A 17488-nucleotide genomic window follows, 5' to 3' on the forward strand; every position below is an offset into this window, starting at 1 on the left:
CCCCCCCCCCCCCCCCCCCCCCGGGGGGGAGGAGGGGCGCGTCAGCGCAGGGTCTTGCGGGAGGTGATCTGGCCGGTGTCGAAGCCGAGGAGGTGCAGGCCGCCGTGGAAGCGGGCGTGCTCGACCTTGAGGCAGCGGTCCATCACCACGGTGAGGCCCTTCGACTCGCCGTACTCGGCGGCCTCCTGGTTCCAGATGCCGAGCTGCACCCACACCGTCGGCGCGCCGATGGCGACGACGTCGTCGATGACCGAGGGGATGTCGCTCGCCTTGCGGAAGACGTCGACGATGTCCGGAACCACCGGGAGGTCCGCGAGGCTCTTGTAGACCGGCTGCCCCAGGATCTCCTCCGCGTTCGGGTTCACAAAGTACAGCTCGTAGTCGCTCGACTGCTGCAGATAGGTCGACACGAAGTAGGAGGAGCGCGCCGGGTTCGGCGAGGCGCCGACGATCGCGACGGTCTTCGCGCGGCGGAGGATGTCCAGCCGCTTCTTCGCGTCCGGCCCGACCCAGGTGCGCTGCGACTTGAGCAGCTTCGCCAGGGGCGAATTCGTCGGCACGGAGCAGCTGAGCCCGTTCGACAGGTGCGCGACGACGGTGTCGTCGGCCTCGGTGGTCGCGGCGGTGTCGGCAGCGATGGCGGTGTCGCTCATGGTCAGACCTCCACGGTCGGGGAGTCGATGGTCACCGAGACGTCGTCGGGCAGCTCGGTCGGTGCGTCCGGCGTGCCGTGCTCCTCGACCGCGCGGGTGAGCGCCTGATCGAGGTCGTAGATGATGTCGTCCGCGTCCTCGATGCCGACCGAGAGCCGGACGAGGCCCGGCAGCACCCCGGCGTGCAGCAGCTGCTGCTCCGTGAGCTGCGCGTGCGTCGTCGAGGCGGGGTGGATCACCAGCGTCTTCGCGTCGCCGATGTTGGCGAGGTGGCTGGCGAGGTCGACCGACTCGATGAAGGTCTGGCCGACGGCGCGACCGCCCTTGACCACGAAGCTGAAGACCGAGCCGGGGCCCTGGGGCAGGTACTTCTGCGCGCGCTCGTGGTGGGGGTGCGCGGGCAGGCCGGCCCAGTAGACCTCCTCGATCCGCGGGTCGGCGTCGAGCCACTCCGCGACGCGGCGGGCGTTGTCGACGTGCGCCTGGATCCGGTAGGGCAGCGTCTCGACGCCCTGCGCGAGCAGGAAGGCCGAGTGCGGGGCGAGGACCGGGCCGATGTCGCGCAGCTGCTCGGCGCGGAGGCGCGTGAGGAAGCCGTACTCGCCGAAGTTGCCGTCCCAGGAGAGACCGCCGTAGGACGCGACGGCGTCGTGCAGCAGCGGGAACTTCTCCTGCGAGTAGTGGAAGCGCCCCGACTCGACGACGACGCCGCCGAGCGTGGTGCCGTGCCCGCCGAGGAACTTGGTGGCCGAGTGGATGACGATGTCGGCGCCCCACTCGATCGGGCGGACGAGGTACGGCGTGGCGACGGTCGAGTCGATGATCAGCGGGATGCCGGCGGCGTGCGCGACGGCGGCCAGGCCCTCGATGTCGGCGATCTCGCCGGAGGGGTTCGCGATCGTCTCGGCGTAGAGGACCTTGGTCTTCTCGGTGATCGCGGCGGCGTAGTCCGCCGGGTCGCTCGACTGGACGAAGGTGGTCTCGACTCCGAAGCGCCGCAGCGTGACGTCGAGCTGGGTGATCGAGCCGCCGTAGAGGTTGGCGGAGGAGACGACGTGGTCGCCCGCGCCGACCAGCGCCGCGAAGGTGATGAACTGCGCCGACAGGCCGGAGGCGGTCGCGACGGCGCCGAGGCCGCCCTCGAGGCTCGCGACCCGCTCCTCGAACGAGGCGACGGTGGGGTTGGAGAGCCGGGAGTAGATGTTCCCGTACTTCTGCAGCGCGAACCGGGCCGCCGCGTCGGAGGTGTCGTCGAAGACGAACGCGCTCGTCTGGTAGATCGGCAGCGCTCGCGCGCCCGTCACCGGGTCGGGGATGTTGCCGGCGTGGATTGCCCGCGTTTTGAAGCCGTACTCGCGATCTGCCATGCGATCGACGCTAGCGGGCGCCGCCGACACCGGGCCGCCGGAGCGACGCATCCCGTAACAGTCCCAGGCTCCGAGCACTCGAAGCGTCGCGCCTCGACGAGCGTCACAGCGTCGCGTGCACCGCCGCCAGCGACATCACCGCGATCGCGAACCACGAGGCGAGCGCGACGACCAGCGCCCGCCAACCCGTGGTGAGCAGCGCCCGCAGCCGCACTCCGCTCCCGAGCGCGAACAGCGCCGCCGCCAGCAGGCAGGTCTGCGCCGTGTCCGCCGCGACCAGCACGCCCTCCGGCAGCGGCAGGAGCGTCCGCAGCAGCACGGCCGCGAGGAAGCCGACCACGAACAGCGGCACGATCGCGGGGCGCGGTCCACCCTCGTCTCCGCCGCGTCGCGTCACGGCAGCGGCGACCGCCACCATCGGCGCGAGCATCACCACGCGGGTCAGCTTCACGACCACTGCGATCGCGAGGGCCGACGCCCCTGCGACCTGCGCCGTCGCCACCACCTGGCCGACGTCGTGCACCGACGCGCCGACCCAGTGCCCGAACTGCACGTCCGTGAGGCCGAGCGGGTAGCGCAGTGCCGGCAGCACCGCGATCGCGAGGGTGCCGCAGAGGGTGACCAGCGCGACCGGCACCGCCTGCTCCTCCTCCTTCGCCCGGGTGGCGCCCGCCATCGCACCGATGGCCGAGGCCCCGCAGATCGAGAAGCCGGCGGCGAGCAGCAGCGGCTCGCGGCCTGGCAGGCGCAGTGCGCGCCCGAGGCCGTAGGTCAGCCCGAACGTCGCGAGCACGATCGCGACGACGATCAGGATCGCTCCCCACCCGAGCGCGGCGATGTCGACGAGCGAGAGCTTGAGCCCCAGCAGGACGATGCCCGTGCGCATCAGCGTGCGCGAGGAGAACTTCAGGCCCGGGGCCAGCCGACCGCTGAGCAGCGGGCGGGCGGCCGGCAGCTGCGCGACCAGGATCCCGAGCGCCACGGCGGCCGTCAGCATCGGCACGGCGGGGACCGCCAGGTGCACCGCGAAGGCCAGGACCGCGGCGGCCGCGCAGGCCGCGAGTCCGGGCCCGATCCGGGCGATCAGACCCATGAGGGCAGCCACATGTGCGCCTGCCAGAACGAGAAGGACGTCTGCTGCCCGGTCCACAGCGGGTAGAAGTAGGCGGTCAGGGCCGCCGCGAGCACCACGAAGATCAGCACGATCACGATGCCGCGCGTGCGTCTGCCGCGCTCGTCACCGCGCTTCCCGATCACCACCCCGGCCGTCAGGGCGAGCGCCAGCATCATGTAGGGCTCGAAGACGACGCAGTAGAACTGGAAGACGGTGCGGTCCAGGTACAGCATCCAGGGCAGGTACCCGGCGACGATGCCCATCAGCACGAAGCCGGCGCGCCACTCCCGGTAGCGCGCGAGCCGGTAGAGCAGGTAGACCAGCGCGAGCACGCCGGCGTACCAGATCAGTGGATTCGCGACCGAGGTGATCGCCTCGTCGCAGCGCACCGCCGCGCAGCCGTCGACCCCGGTCGCCTGGTCGACGAAGTACATGCTCGTCGGCCGCAGCATCAGCAGCCAGGTCAGCGGGTTCGCCTCGTAGGGGTGCGTGGCGCGCAGATTGATCGAGTAGTCGTACATCTGCACGTGGTAGTGCCAGAGGCTCTGCGCCCAGTCCGGCACCCAGGCGAGCGCGCCGGTCCAGGCGTTGCCCGGCGCCTCCGTCGCCCACTGCCGCGCCCAGCCGCCCGAGGTGCGCAGCCAGCCGAGCCAGGTGCCGAGGTAGGCGATCAGCGCGATCGGCACGACCAGGAGGAAGGTGACCGGCCCCTGCTTGAGGATCGCGCCGCTGACCCAGAACGGCACGCCCGCGCGCCGGCGCAGCAGCGCGTCGACGACGACCGCGTAGACGCCGTAGGCGGCGAGGAAGTAGATGCCCGTCCACTTCACGCCCGCCGCGAGGCCGAAGATCAGACCGGCGGTCAGCAGCCAGGGCCGCCACCAGAGCACCGGTCCCCAGCTCGGCAGGTCGCCCGCGGCGACCTTCACGGCCATCCGCTCCTCGGCCCAGCGCCGGTCGAGCAGGATCGCGGCGACACCGCAGAGGGCGACGAACATCAGGATGCCGTCGAGCAGCGAGACCCGCGACATCACGATCGCGTGGCCGTCGATCGCGAGCAGCAGGCCGGCGAGCGAGGCGAGGAAGGTGGAGCGGAAGAGCAGCTTCCCGATCACGATCACGAGGGCGACCGCGAGGATGCCGACGATCGCGGTGGCGAGGCGCCAGCCGACGCTGTCGTCCGCGCCGAGCAGGCCCATCCCGAGCCCGATGATCCACTTGCCCAGCGGCGGGTGCACCACGAAGGACGGCGCTCCGGTGAAGACGTCGACGGCGCCGGTGGCGAAGCCCGGGTCGGGGTTCTCCGGCCAGGCGCCCTCGAAGCCGAGGTTCCAGAGGGTCCAGGCGTCCTTGACGTAGAAGGTCTCGTCGAAGACCAGCGAGCGCGGGTGCCCGAGGTTCCAGAGGCGGAGCACGGCGGCGACCACGACGACGAGGATCGGCAGCCCCAGCTCCCAGAGCCGGCGGCGCGCGGTGGTCGCGACGAGGCGGTCGTGCACGTCGTCGAACCAGGAGCCGCGGGGCAGATCCGGCGCGCTCTCGCGCACGCGCGTCGTCGGGGCGCTCTCGGCGGTGCTCGCGGCAGTGACGCCGGCGGTGCTCCCGTCCGCGGGCCCGACCGGCACGGCGCGCGAGGCCCCCGCGGAGTCGAGGAGCAGGTCGTCGAAGTCGCGCTGCGGTCGGTCCGTCACCCGGCCATGCTAACGGCGCGCGGATCCGCCGCCGGGCCGTGTTCGGCCGCCGACGCGCGCCGACTGGGAGGATGGACGGATGATCATCCTGGCCGGCACGCCCATCGGCAATCTCGGCGACGCGACGCGGAGGCTCGTCGAGGCGCTCGAGAGCACCCGGCACATCGCCGCCGAGGACACCCGCGTCACCATCCAGCTGCTCCGCGCCCTCGGGATCGAGAACCGCCCGCAGCTCTACGCCCTGCACGACCACAACGAGCGCGAGCGCTCCGCCGAGCTGGTCGAGCTCGCCCGCGAGGAGGACCTCCTCGTCCTCAGCGACGCCGGCATGCCGACCGTCTCGGACCCGGGCTACCACCTCGTCGAGACCGCCGTCGCCGCCGGTGTCCGCGTGACCGCTCTGCCCGGCCCGTCGGCCGTGCTGATGGCGCTCGCCGTCTCCGGTCTGCCGACCGACCGCTTCAGCTTCGAGGGCTTCCTGCCGCGCAAGCACGGCGAGCGGGTCACGCTGTTCCGCTCGCTCGTCGACGAGCGCCGGACGATGGTCTTCTTCGAGTCGCCGCACCGCATCGGCGACTCCCTCGCCGATCTCGTCGAGGCGATGGGGCCCGAGCGACGGGTCGTGGTCTGCCGCGAGCTGACGAAGATGTTCGAGGAGGTCCGCCGCGGTACGGCGGCCGAGCTCGCCGAGTGGGCGGCCGACGGCCTCCGCGGCGAGATCTGCCTGGTGGTCGAGGGCGCTCCCGAGCGCGAGTCCTCCCTCGAGGACGGGCTCGCCGACGTGCTCGAGCGGGTCGCGGCGGGCGCGCGGCTCAAGGAGGCGTCGGCCGAGGTCGCGGAGATCACCGGCCTGTCCAAGCGCGCGCTCTACGAGGCGGCCCTCGCGTCCCGTCGCGGCTGAGCCCGAGCCCTGGTCGCGTCCGGCACCGCTCCGTCACACAGCGGGAGGCCCCGGCGGCGAACCCTAGGATGGTCGCCATGTCCGACGGCGCCTCCTTCTATCTCACGACCCCGATCTTCTACGTGAACGACGTCCCCCACATCGGGCACGCGTACACCGAGGTCGCCGCCGACGTCCTCACCCGCTGGCACCGCCAGGCGGGCGACGACACGTGGCTGCTGACCGGGACCGACGAGCACGGCCAGAAGATCCTGCGCACCGCCACCGCGAACGGGACGACCCCGCAGGAGTGGGCCGACCGGCTCGTGCAGAACTCGTGGAAGCCGCTGCTGTCGACGATCGACATCGCCAACGACGACTTCATCCGGACCACGGAGCAGCGCCACGAGGTCAACGTGCAGAAGTTCCTGCAGAAGCTCTACGACGAGGACGCGATCTACACCGGCGAGTACGAGGGCTACTACTGCGTGGGCTGCGAGGAGTACAAGCAGCTCTCCGACCTCGACGAGGGCACCGGCGAGTACGAGGGCCAGTACGTCTGCAAGATCCACTCGAAGCCGGTCGAGCTGCTCAAGGAGAAGAACTACTTCTTCAAGATGAGCGAGTACACCGAGCGCCTGCTCGCGCTCTACGAGGAGCGCCCCGACTTCGTGCAGCCCGAGTCGGCGCGCAACGAGGTCGTCAGCTTCGTGCGCCAGGGCCTCGCCGACCTCTCGATCTCGCGCTCGAGCTTCGACTGGGGCGTCAAGGTGCCCTGGGACGACTCGCACGTCGTCTACGTCTGGTTCGACGCGCTGCTGAACTACATCACCGCCGTGGGCTACGGCCAGGACGAGGCGGAGTTCGAGCGCCGCTGGCCGGCGACCCACATCGTCGGCAAGGACATCCTCCGCTTCCACGCGGTGATCTGGCCCGCGATGCTGATGGCCGCCGGGCTCGACGTCCCCAAGCAGGTCTTCGGCCACGGCTGGCTGCTGGTCGGCGGCGAGAAGATGTCGAAGTCGAAGCTCACCGGCATCGCACCGGAGCAGATCACCGACACCTTCGGCTCGGACGCGTTCCGCTACTACTTCATGAGGGCGATCACCTTCGGCCAGGACGGCTCCTTCTCCTGGGAGGACCTCGCGGCGCGGTACCAGGCCGAGCTCGCCAACGGCTTCGGCAACCTCGCCTCGCGGGTCATCGCGATGCTGCACCGCTACTACGACGGCGTCGTGCCCGAGCCCTCGGCACTGACCGAGGCGGAGGAGCGCGTGCAGGCGACGGTCGCGGAGGCGGCGGCCGCGGCTGACCGCTCGATCGAGACCCTCGCGATCCACGACGCGATCACCGCCGTCTGGACGATCGTCGACGAGCTCAACGGCTACATCACCGAGCAGGAGCCGTGGGCCCTGGCCAAGAAGGACGCGCGCGAGCGCCTCGGCACCGTGCTCTACACGGCGTCGGAGGGGCTGCGCGCCCTGGCCGTGCTGCTCTCGCCGGTCGTGCCCCGCGCGACCACGGCGCTCTGGGAGGCGCTCGGCGTGCAGGACGCGCTCGGCGCACTCACCGCCCAGCCGCTGCGCGCGGCGGGGGAGTGGGGGCAGCTGCCCGTCGGCACCACCGCCGGCACCCTCGCCCCGCTCTTCCCCCGCATCGAGGTCCCGGAGTCCTGACCCGTCCGGGCCGTTGATCGCGGAGCCCGCTCCGCGGGCGCCTTCATGCTGGAGGAGCCCGCTGCGCGGGCGCCGATATGTTGATCGAGTAGCCCGCGCCGCGGGCGTATCGAGATCCACCGTGTGCAGGCGCGGGTTCTCCATCCGCCCGCCGAGGCTCCGCCGCCCCGCCCCGGTAGCCTGGACGCATGACCGACAGCCAGCACGTCCGCGCCCGTGAGAACACGTCCGGCCGTGACCTGACGTACCCGCCGCTGCCCGAGGCGCTCGTCGTCCCCGTCTACGACAACCACACGCACCTCGAGATCAGCGACGGCCTCGAGCCCCTGGACTACCGGGAGCAGCTCGACCGGGCCTCCACGGTCGGCGTCCGCGGCGTCGTGCAGGTCGGCACCGACGTCGAGACCAGCCGCTGGTCGGCCGAGCGCGCCGCGTCCGAGCCGCGCATGCTCGCCGCCGTCGCGATCCACCCCAACGAGGCGCCCGCGCTCGAGGAGCGCGGCGAGCTCGACGACGCCCTCGCCGTCATCGCCGAGCTGGCCACCCAGCCGCGCGTCCGCGCCGTGGGCGAGACCGGCCTCGACTTCTTCCGCACCGGCGAGAGCGGCCGCGCCGCCCAGTTCCGCTCGTTCGAGGAGCACATCCGCATCGCGAAGGAGACCGGGATCGCGCTGCAGATCCACGACCGCGACGCGCACCGCGAGGTGATGGAGACCCTCCGCCGCGTCGGCGCCCCCGAGCGCACCGTCTTCCACTGCTTCTCCGGCGACGCCGAGATGGCGCGGATGTGCGCGGAGGAGGGCTGGTACCTCTCCTTCGCGGGCACCGTCTCGTTCAAGAACGCCGAGTCGCTGCGCGAGGCGCTGGTCGCCACTCCGCGGCACCTGATCCTCGTCGAGACCGACGCGCCGTACCTCACTCCGGAGCCGTTCCGCGGCCGCCCGAACGCGCCCTACCTGATCCCGCACACCCTCCGCTCGATGGCCGCGACGCTGGAGACCGACGTCGGTCACCTGGCCGCCACGATCGCGTCGAACACGGAGCAGGTCTACGGCGAGTGGGGCGGCGAGGTCGGCTCGGAGCCGTCGGAGCCGGTCGGACAGCTGGCATGACCGGCCGGCACGCGGCGGAGGCGGCGGCCGAGGAGGTCGCCGTCCCGAAGCTGCTCGGACCCGCCGAGATCCGCGATCTCGCTCAGCTGCTCGACGTCACGCCGACGAAGAAGCTCGGCCAGAACTTCGTGCACGACGCGAACACCGTCCGCCGCATCGTCAAGCTCGCCCGCGTGGAGCGGGGCGAGAGCGTCGTCGAGATCGGCCCGGGGCTCGGCTCGCTCACCCTCGGCCTCCTCGAGGCCGGCGCCGGGGTCGTCGCCGTCGAGATCGACGGCCGGCTCGCGGAGCAGCTGCCCCGCACGGTCCAGCTGATGGCGCCCGCCGCCGACCTCACCGTGATCCGCGCGGACGCGATGAAGGTGCTCGAGCTGCCGGGCGAGCCCGTGCGGCTCGTCGCGAACCTCCCGTACAACATCTCGGTGCCGGTGCTGCTGCACTTCCTCGAGCACTTCCCGAGCATCCGCTCCGGCGTGGTGATGGTGCAGTCCGAGGTCGGCCTCCGCCTCGCGGCCGGCCCGGGCTCGAAGATCTACGGCGGCCCGAGCGTCAAGGCGTCCTGGTTCGGCTCGTTCACGACCGGCGGCACCGTGTCCCGGCAGATCTTCTGGCCGGTGCCCAACGTCGACAGCGTCCTCGTGTCGTTCGAGCGCGGCGAGGAGCCGGGCGACGAGACCCTGCGTCGCGCCGTCTTCGCGGTGGTCGACGCGGCGTTCGCGCAGCGGCGGAAGATGCTCCGCCAGTCGCTCGCCGCGCTCTTCGGCGACAGCACCGCCGCGATCGCCGCCCTCGAATCGGCCGGCGTGCCGCAGACGGCCCGCGGCGAGGAGCTCGACGTCGCGGCGTTCACCGCCCTCGGCCGGGCGCTCGACCCGGCGCGGGCGCCGGTGCGCGGCGGCGCGGTGCCAGCCGCGACGGGGGCCGAGGACGACGGCGAGAGCGCCGACGAGGATGCCGACGAGGCCGTCGACGAGAGCGCTCCCGCCGCGGACGAGCGCGGCTCCGCCACCCTGTAGCGTGGTCGCATGGCCCATCGCGCGACGACGTCGAACCGGGTCCACGCGCGAGCGCCAGGCAAGATCAACGTCTACCTGAAGGTCGGCGCCGTCCGCGAGGACGGCTACCACGAGCTCGCGACGGCCTTCCAGTCGCTGTCGCTCTACGAGGACGTCCGCGCGAGCGACGCCCCCGACTTCTCGGTCGAGTTCTCCGGCTCGATCGACACCCGCGGCCTCGCCGTCGACGGGTCGAACCTCGCGATCAAGGCGGCGCGGGCCCTCGCCCGGGCGACCGGCTACCGCGGCGGCGTGCACCTCGAGATCGAGAAGAACGTGCCGATCGCGGGCGGCATGGGCGGCGGCTCGGCCGACGCCGCCGCGACGCTGCTGGCCTGCGACGCGCTCTGGGGCACCGCCTGCACCCGCGAGCAGCTGCTCGGGATCGCCGCCGGGCTCGGCGCGGACGTGCCGTTCTCCTTCACCGGCGGCACCGCGATCGGCGTCGGCCGCGGCGACGAGCTGAGCCCCGCGCTCGCGAAGGGCCGCTTCGAGTGGGTGCTCGTGCTCTCGGAGCAGGGCCTGTCGACCCCCGAGGTCTACCGCGAGCTGGATCGCCACCGCGAGCGCCACCTGCACGACTTCCGGCCGATCTCCGCGACGCCGAGCATCGAGCCGAACGTGCTGCAGGCTCTCCGGGCGGGCGATGCCGCGATGCTCGCCGATGCGATGCACAACGACCTCCAGGCGCCCGCCCTGCACCTGCAGCCCGGCCTCGCGCGGATCCTCGAGCGCGGCGAGGAGAGCGGCGCCCTCGGCGGCCTCGTCTCCGGCTCCGGCCCGACGGTCGCCTTCCTCCTGCCCGACGCCGACGCCGCGCTCGACCTGCAGCTCGAGCTGACGTCCGCCCGCCTGCGCGCCGTCCGCGTCTCCGGCCCGGTCCACGGCGCCCGCCTCCTCTCCACCTGAGGCATGCCGTCGGGGCATGCTGGTCGAGTAGCGGCGCAGCGGCCCACCCATGCTGGTCGAGTAGCCGCGGAGCGGCGTATCGAGACCCGCCCTGCTGGACACGGTGGATCTCGATACGCCCTCTGCGAGGGCTACTCGATCAGCATGAGTGGGGAACCGGCCTTCACCATGCTGGTCGAGTAGCCGCGCAGCGGCGTATCGAGACCCACCCGGCGTCCGCAGAGAACGCTCGATCTCGTGGCCTAGAGTGCCGCTCATGGCCCCCAGACGAGTAGCACTGTTCGCGATCCTCACCGGGCTCGTCTCGGCCGCCGTCACCCTCGCCACCGCCGAGCTCGTCGCCGTCTTCACGGGCGCCGGCGGCAGCCCTCTCGTCGCGGTCGGCGGCTTCGTGATCGACATCGTCCCGCCCGGCGTCAAGGACACGGTCATCGCCCTGTTCGGCACCGGTGACAAGCTCGTCCTCCTCGTCTCCCTCGGTATCGCGGTCGCCCTGCTCGCCATCGCCGCCGGACTGCTCGAGTACCGCAAGACGCCGCTCGGCGTCCTGGTCCTCGCCGCCGTCGCCGGCCTCGGAGCCCTCGCGGCCGTCAGTCGGGAGGGCGCCTCCGGCATCGACGCCGCGCCGAGCGTGGTCGGCATGGTCGCCGGCGCGATGGTGCTGCGCGCCGCCTCCGCCCGCTTGCGCGCCTGGGACGAGGAGCCCGCTCAGGGCTCGACCGACCGCCGCTCCTTCCTCCGCCTGGTCGGCATCGCCGGTGCCGCCGCCGTCGTCGCGGGCGTGGGCGCGCGCGTCGTCACCGCCGCCGCCTCCGCCGTCACCGCGGTCCGCGAGGCCGTCGTGCTGCCGACCCCCGCCGCCACCGCCGCGCCGATCCCCGCGACCGGCGTCCTCGACAGCATCGAGGGCATCAGCTCCTACGTCACCTCCAACGACGACTTCTACCGGATCGACACCGCGCTCTCCGTGCCCAGCGTCGACCCGGCGGACTGGTCGCTGAAGATCACCGGCATGGTCGAGGAGGAGATCACCCTCACCTGGGACGAGCTCCTCGCCCTCCCGCTCGAGGAGCACCTCGTCACCCTCTCCTGCGTCTCGAACGAGGTCGGCGGCGACCTGATCGGCACCGCGCTCTGGCTCGGCTACCCGATCCGCGAGCTGCTCGCCCGTGCTCGCCCGACCGCCGGCGCCGACATGGTGCTCTCCCGCAGCATCGACGGCTTCACCGCCTCCAGCCCGCTCGAGGTGCTGACCGACGAGGGTCGCGCCAGCCTCCTGGCGGTCGGCATGAACGGCCAGCCGCTCCCGGTCGAGCACGGCTTCCCGGTGCGGATGGTCGTCCCGGGCCTCTACGGCTACGTCTCGGCGACGAAGTGGGTCACCGAGCTCAAGGTCACCACCTTCGAGGACGACGTCGCTTACTGGTCGACCCGCGGCTGGACCGAGCGGGGCCCGATCAAGGTCGAGTCCCGGATCGACGTCCCCCGCCAGGGCCAGGCCGTTCCGGCCGGCACGGTCGCGGTCGCGGGCGTCGCCTGGGCGCCGCACACCGGCATCTCGAAGGTCGAGGTCCAGATCGACGGCGGCGCCTGGCAGTCCGCGCGCCTGGCCGAGGCCGTCACCGCCGACACCTGGATCCAGTGGGTCTACGAGTGGGACGCGATCGCCGGCGACCACGTCGTCCTGGTCCGCGCCACCGACTCCGAGGGCCTGGTGCAGACGCAGGACGAGGCGCCGCCCGCCCCCGACGGCGCGACCGGCTGGCACATGCGCACCGTGACGGTCGCCTGAGCGCACCGCGTCCGCCCGTGGGGATCCGCGGAGGCGGCCCCCGGTAAACTCGGCCCCTATGGCACATCTCCTGGGCGCTGAGTCGCTCCGCCTCGAGTACCCCACGCGGGTCATCTTCGACGACGTCTCCCTCGGTATCGAGGAGGGCGACCGCATCGGCATCGTCGGCCGGAACGGCGACGGCAAGTCCACCCTCCTCCGCCTGCTCGCCCAGCGCATCGAGCCGGACGGCGGCCGGGTCACCCACCGCCGCGGCGTCACGCTCGGCATGCTCGACCAGGCCGACACCGTCGACGAGGAGCTCACCGTCGCCCAGGCCGTCGTCGGCGGCCTCGAGGAGCACGAGTGGGCCGGGGACGCGCGAACCCGCGACGTCATCGCCGGGCTGCTGCGCGACGTCCCCTGGGACGGCGTCGTCGGCGCGCTCTCGGGCGGCCAGCGCCGCCGCGTCGCGCTGGCCAAGCTGCTCGTCGGCGACTGGGACGTCGTCTTCCTCGACGAGCCCACCAACCACCTCGATGTCGAGGGAATCGCCTGGCTCGCCGAGCACCTCAAGCGCCGCTGGGCCGCGACCTCGGGCGGCCTCGCGGTCGTCACCCACGACCGGTGGTTCCTCGACGAGATCTGCACCGCGACCTGGGAGGTGCACGACCGCCTGGTCGAGCCCTTCGAGGGCGGCTACGCGGCGTACATCCTGCAGCGCGTCGAGCGTGACCGGATGGCCTCCACCATGGAGTCGAAGCGGCAGAACCTGATGAAGAAGGAGCTGGCCTGGCTCCGCCGCGGCGCTCCGGCCCGCACGGCCAAGCCCAAGTTCCGCATCGACGCGGCGAACCAGCTGATCGAGAACGAGCCGCCCGTGCGCGACTCCGTCTCGCTGTCGCAGCTCGCCGTCTCGCGGCTCGGCAAGGATGTCGTCGACCTGCTCGACGTCACCGTCCGCTACGGCGAGCGGACCGTGCTCAACCGGATCGAGTGGCGGATCGCTCCCGGCGAGCGCACCGGCGTCCTCGGCGTGAACGGCGCCGGCAAGTCGACGCTCCTGGGTCTCGTGGCCGGCAGCGTGCAGCCGACCAGCGGCAAGGTCAAGCGCGGCACCACGGTCCGCGTCGCGATCCTGGACCAGCAGCTGCGCGAGCTGACCGAGGTGCAGCACCAGCCGGTCCGCGAGATCATCGCCGAGCAGCGCACCAGCTACTCGATCGGCGGCAAGGAGATGACGCCCGGGCAGCTGCTCGAGCGCCTCGGCTTCTCCAGCGCGCAGCTCTCGACGCCGGTGAAGGACCTCTCCGGTGGCCAGCGCCGCCGGCTGCAGCTGCTGCTGATCCTGCTCAGCGAGCCCAACGTGCTGATCCTCGACGAGCCCACCAACGACCTCGACACCGACATGCTCGCCGCGATCGAGGACCTGCTCGACTCCTGGCCCGGCACGCTCCTCGTCGTCTCGCACGACCGCTACCTGCTCGAGCGCGTCACCGACCAGCAGTACGCCGTGATGGACGGCGCGTTCCGCCACCTGCCCGGCGGGGTGGAGCAGTACCTCGACCTGCGCCGCGCGCTGGAGAAGGGCGCGCCCGCGGGTGGCTCGACGGGGGCCTCCGCTCCGGCTCCGTCCGGCCTCGGCGGCGCCGAGCGGCGCACCGCCGAGAAGGAGGTGTCGGCGATCGACCGGCGCCTGCACAAGCTCACGCAGCTCTCCGCCGCGGTGCACGAGAAGATGGCCACCCACGACCCGGACGACTACGACGGCATCCTGGGCCTGAACGCGAAGCTGCGCGAGCACCAGGACGAGGCGGCCGGGCTCGAGCTGCGCTGGCTGGAGCTGTCGGAGCTGCTCGAGGGCTGAGAGCGGCGCAGAACATCAGCTGAGAAGGGTGTGCCTCCGCTGTGGGGGGAGGGACCCCTGTCTCAGCTGATGTTCTGCAGCGGCGTCAGCCGAAGTCGAGCGAGAGCTTGCGGAGCAGCTGCGCCAGCCGCTCCTGCTGCGCGTGCGTGAGGGCTCCGAGCAGCTCCTGCTCGGCGTCGACGAGCCGGGTGATCGCCGCATCCACCCGGGACAGGCCCGACGGCGTCATCTGCACCAGCACGCCGCGGCCGTCGTTCGGATCGTCGAGGCGCTCGACCAGGTCGCGCTCGACCAGCCGGTCGATGCGGTTGGTCATCGTGCCGCTGGTGACCATCGTCGCCTGGAGCAGCTGCTTAGGGCTCATCCGGTAGGGCGCCCCCGCGCGGCGGAGGGCGGAGAGGACGTCGAACTCCCAGGTCTCGAGCTCCGAGCGGCCGAACGCACTGCCGCGAGCCCGCTCGAGCTGCTTGGCGAGCCGGCGCATCCGGGAGAAGACCTGCAGGGGAGTGAAGTCGAGGTCGGGCCGCTCGCGCACCCAGGCGTCGACGATGCCGTCCACCTCGTCATTCGCGCTCACCCGTCCATTCTGGCGGGTGCGCGCCCCGGGAGTCGCCGGGAGCCGCCCGGCGGGGACGCCACGGCGACGGCGGGTGCGGGCGGATGGCAGGATGGACGGCGCGCGAGAGCGCGGTCCGCCATGGTGTAACGGCAGCACGGCAGCCTTTGGAGCTGTCCGGTCCAGGTTCGAATCCTGGTGGCGGAGCTCGAGCACCGAGCACCGGTGCCGGACGGAGGAGCACGCGCACCATGGTCGACAGCACGCTCGCGGTGGTGATCCTGGCCGCCGGTCAGGGCACCCGGATGAAGTCCCGCACCCCCAAGGTCCTGCACCGTCTCGCCGGGCGCCCGCTGCTGGGGCACGTCCTCGACACGGCCGCCTCGCTCGACGCCGGCCACGTCGTCACCGTCGTCCGGCACGAGCGCGAGCGGGTCGCCGCCGCGGTCCTGGACCACACGCCCGCGGCCCTCGTCGTCGATCAGGACGAGGTGCCCGGCACCGGCCGCGCCGTGGAGCTCGGCCTCGCCGCGCTGCCGGACGACTTCGACGGGACCGTCGTGGTGCTCAGCGCCGACGTCCCCCTCCTCGACGCGCCGACCCTGCGCCGCCTGGTCGACGAGCACCTCGGCGCGGCGAACGCCCTGACGATGCTGTCCTGCGTGCTCGAGGACCCGACCGGCTTCGGCCGCATCGTCCGCGGCGTCGACGGCGGCTTCGCCTCGATCGTGGAGCAGAAGGACGCGAGTGACGCCGAGCTCGCGCTCACCGAGACCAATGCCGGCGTCTACGCCTTCGAGGCCGCCGCCCTGCGCGCGGTGATCGGCGCGATCGGCACCGACAACGCGCAGCAGGAGAAGTACCTCACCGACGCCGCCGCCGCGCTCAAGGCCGCCGGCCGCGCCATCGAGGCCGTCCCCGTGCAGGACCGCTGGCTCGTCGCCGGCATCAACGACCGCGCCCAGCTCGCCGACGCGGCCCTCGAGCTCAACGCCCGCATCGTCCGCCGCTGGCAGCTGGAGGGCGTCACGATCCAGGACCCGGCCACCACCTGGATCGACGTCGACGCGGTGCTCTCGCCCGACGTCGAGATCCTCCCCGGCACGCAGATCAAGGGGCCGACGGTCATCGCCTCCGGGGCGATCATCGGGCCGGACACGACCCTCGACTCCTGCGAGGTCGGCGAGGACGCGGTGATCAAGCGCTCGGACGCGACACTCGCGGTGATCGGCGCGCAGGCGCAGGTCGGCCCGTTCTCGTTCCTGCGCCCGGGCACCGTGCTCGGCGAGCGCGGCAAGATCGGCACCTACGTCGAGACCAAGAACGCGACAATCGGCGCCGGCTCGAAGGTGCCGCACCTCTCCTACGTCGGCGACGCGACGATCGGCGAGGAGTCGAACATCGGCGCCGGCTCGATCTTCGCCAACTACGACGGGGTGAACAAGGCGTCCTCCGTCGTGGGGTCGCACGTGCGCGCCGGGTCGCACAACGTCTTCGTCGCCCCCGTTAGAATCGGTGACGGAGCGTACACGGGCGCCGGCACGGTCATCCGCAAGGACATCCCCGCCGGAGCCCTCGGCATCACCGTCGCTCCGCAGCGCAACATGGCCGGATGGGTGCAGACCCATCGTCCGGGAACCGCGTCGGCCGCCGCCGCCGAGGCCGCCCAGGCGTCGGAGCCCGAGGGCACCGACCGCGCGACCGGAGGAAGCGGAGCACAGTGACGGGCATCACCGCCAGCAACAAGAAGAGCCTGGTCCTGGTCTCGGGGAGGGCGCATCCGGCACTGGCGGAAGCGGTCGCCGACGAGCTGGGCACCGAGCTGGTCACCACCGAGGGGCGCACCTTCGCGAACGGCGAGCTCTACGTCCGCTACGGCGAGTCGGTCCGCGGCGGGGACGTCTTCGTCCTGCAGTCGCACACCTCGCCGATCAACGAGTGGCTCATGGAGCAGCTGATCATGGTCGATGCGCTCAAGCGCGCCTCGGCCAAGCGGATCACCGTGGTCGCCCCGTTCTACCCCTACGCGCGCCAGGACAAGAAGGGCCGCGGCCGCGAGCCGATCTCGGCCCGCCTGGTCGCCGACCTGTTCAAGGCCGCCGGCGCCGACCGCATCATGTCGGTCGACCTGCACGCCGCGCAGATCCAGGGCTTCTTCGACGGCCCCGTCGACCACCTTTTCGCGATGCCGGTGCTGCTCGAGCACTTCCGCGAGAAGCTCGACCCCTCGACCCTCACCGTCGTCTCGCCGGACATGGGCCGCGTCCGCGTCGCCGACATCTGGAGCGACAAGCTCGGCGTGCCGCTCGCGATCATCCACAAGCGCCGCGACCCCAAGGTCGCGAACCAGGTCTCGGTGCACGAGATCGTCGGAGAGGTCAGCGGCCGCGTCTGCCTCCTCGTCGACGACCTGATCGACACCGGCCGCACCATCGCCAAGGCCGCCGAGGCCCTCAAGGCCGCCGGCGCCATCGGCGTCGTCGTCGCCGCGACCCACGCCGTCTTCTCCGACCCGGCCCGCGAGCTGCTCAGCTCCGAGTTCATCGACTCGGTCGTCGTCACCGACACCCTGCCGCTGCCGGAGGAGAAGAAGTGGGACCGCCTGACGATCCTGCCGATCGCCCCGCTGCTCGCCCGCGCGATCCACGAGGTCTTCGACGACGGCTCCGTCACCTCCATGTTCGACGGCGACGCGTAGGCCGAGACCGGAGACGTCCGCGCTCCGCGCGCCACATGCTGGTCGAGTAGCCGCGGAGCGGCGTATCGAGACCCGCCGTCGCCCGCGGGGTGGTCTGCAGACCCGCGTCTGACGGTGGTGGATCTCGAGACGCCCGCTG

14 protein-coding genes and 1 tRNA gene are annotated in these 17488 nt (G+C 72.2%); 10 read left to right on the top strand and 5 right to left on the bottom strand.

Going from position 1 to position 17488, the window contains the following annotated elements:
- Window positions 1-41 precede the first annotated feature (41 nt).
- From MT355_RS03100 to MT355_RS03115, 4 genes are all read right to left on the bottom strand, one after another.
- Window positions 42-653 carry a CoA-binding protein gene (locus MT355_RS03100; RefSeq protein ID WP_243598488.1) on the bottom strand — a complete coding sequence of 204 codons (612 nt, stop codon included), beginning with the start codon at window positions 651-653 and terminating at the stop codon, window positions 42-44.
- Between the two features lie 2 nt (window positions 654-655).
- Complete coding sequence (locus MT355_RS03105) at window positions 656-2020, bottom strand: O-acetylhomoserine aminocarboxypropyltransferase/cysteine synthase family protein (protein ID WP_243598489.1); 1365 nt, start codon at window positions 2018-2020, stop codon at window positions 656-658.
- A gap of 103 nt (window positions 2021-2123) precedes the next feature.
- A complete protein-coding gene (locus tag MT355_RS03110) occupies window positions 2124-3113 on the bottom strand; it encodes a YeiH family protein (protein ID WP_243598704.1) in 990 nt (329 codons plus the stop codon).
- Window positions 3104-4825, bottom strand: coding sequence for a dolichyl-phosphate-mannose--protein mannosyltransferase (locus MT355_RS03115; protein WP_243598490.1), 1722 nt, complete (start codon window positions 4823-4825; stop codon window positions 3104-3106). Before MT355_RS03115 ends, MT355_RS03110 begins: the two co-directional genes overlap by 10 nt.
- A gap of 79 nt (window positions 4826-4904) precedes the next feature.
- On the opposite strand from MT355_RS03115, the gene rsmI reads away from it, so the two are divergent.
- The 7 genes from rsmI to MT355_RS03150 all read left to right on the top strand — a co-directional run bounded on the left by rsmI (window position 4905) and on the right by MT355_RS03150 (window position 14095).
- Window positions 4905-5726 carry a 16S rRNA (cytidine(1402)-2'-O)-methyltransferase gene (gene rsmI / locus MT355_RS03120; protein ID WP_243598491.1) on the top strand — a complete coding sequence of 274 codons (822 nt, stop codon included), beginning with the start codon at window positions 4905-4907 and terminating at the stop codon, window positions 5724-5726.
- Window positions 5727-5803: 77 nt separating this feature from the next.
- The gene (gene metG, locus MT355_RS03125; protein ID WP_243598492.1) at window positions 5804-7381 is read left to right on the top strand and encodes a methionine--tRNA ligase; all 1578 of its coding nucleotides are present in this window, start codon (window positions 5804-5806) and stop codon (window positions 7379-7381) included.
- 188 nt (window positions 7382-7569) lie between these two features.
- Entirely contained in the window at window positions 7570-8493 is a 924-nt protein-coding gene (locus tag MT355_RS03130; protein ID WP_243598493.1) for a TatD family hydrolase, read from the top strand.
- A complete protein-coding gene (gene rsmA / locus MT355_RS03135; RefSeq protein ID WP_243598494.1) occupies window positions 8490-9509 on the top strand; it encodes a 16S rRNA (adenine(1518)-N(6)/adenine(1519)-N(6))-dimethyltransferase RsmA in 1020 nt (339 codons plus the stop codon). Before MT355_RS03130 ends, rsmA begins: the two co-directional genes overlap by 4 nt.
- 9 nt (window positions 9510-9518) lie before the next feature.
- On the top strand, window positions 9519-10457 hold the full coding sequence (locus tag MT355_RS03140; protein WP_123705149.1) for a 4-(cytidine 5'-diphospho)-2-C-methyl-D-erythritol kinase: 939 nt from the start codon (window positions 9519-9521) through the stop codon (window positions 10455-10457).
- A 256-nt stretch (window positions 10458-10713) separates the two neighbouring features.
- Entirely contained in the window at window positions 10714-12249 is a 1536-nt protein-coding gene (locus MT355_RS03145; RefSeq protein WP_243598495.1) for a molybdopterin-dependent oxidoreductase, read from the top strand.
- A 58-nt stretch (window positions 12250-12307) separates the two neighbouring features.
- A complete protein-coding gene (locus MT355_RS03150; RefSeq protein WP_123447634.1) occupies window positions 12308-14095 on the top strand; it encodes an ABC-F family ATP-binding cassette domain-containing protein in 1788 nt (595 codons plus the stop codon).
- An 85-nt stretch (window positions 14096-14180) separates the two neighbouring features.
- Here the strand turns inward: MT355_RS03150 and MT355_RS03155 are convergent, their stop codons facing one another.
- Window positions 14181-14672 (bottom strand): MarR family winged helix-turn-helix transcriptional regulator, encoded by a 492-nt coding sequence (locus MT355_RS03155; protein ID WP_123447633.1) that lies wholly within the window; start codon window positions 14670-14672, stop codon window positions 14181-14183.
- A 114-nt stretch (window positions 14673-14786) separates the two neighbouring features.
- Between MT355_RS03155 and MT355_RS03160 the strand changes: the two genes are divergently transcribed.
- The 3 genes from MT355_RS03160 to MT355_RS03170 all read left to right on the top strand — a co-directional run bounded on the left by MT355_RS03160 (window position 14787) and on the right by MT355_RS03170 (window position 17349).
- Window positions 14787-14858, top strand: a tRNA-Gln gene (locus MT355_RS03160).
- 44 nt (window positions 14859-14902) lie between these two features.
- Window positions 14903-16375: a bifunctional UDP-N-acetylglucosamine diphosphorylase/glucosamine-1-phosphate N-acetyltransferase GlmU gene (gene glmU / locus MT355_RS03165; RefSeq protein WP_243598496.1), complete on the top strand. Its 1473-nt coding sequence runs from the start codon at window positions 14903-14905 to the stop codon at window positions 16373-16375.
- A complete protein-coding gene (locus tag MT355_RS03170; RefSeq protein ID WP_123447631.1) occupies window positions 16372-17349 on the top strand; it encodes a ribose-phosphate diphosphokinase in 978 nt (325 codons plus the stop codon). The genes glmU and MT355_RS03170 overlap by 4 nt, the downstream gene beginning before the upstream one ends.
- Window positions 17350-17488 lie beyond the last annotated feature (139 nt).

The organism is Rathayibacter sp. VKM Ac-2929, assembly GCF_022815495.1.
GTDB lineage: Bacteria > Actinomycetota > Actinomycetes > Actinomycetales > Microbacteriaceae > Rathayibacter > Rathayibacter festucae.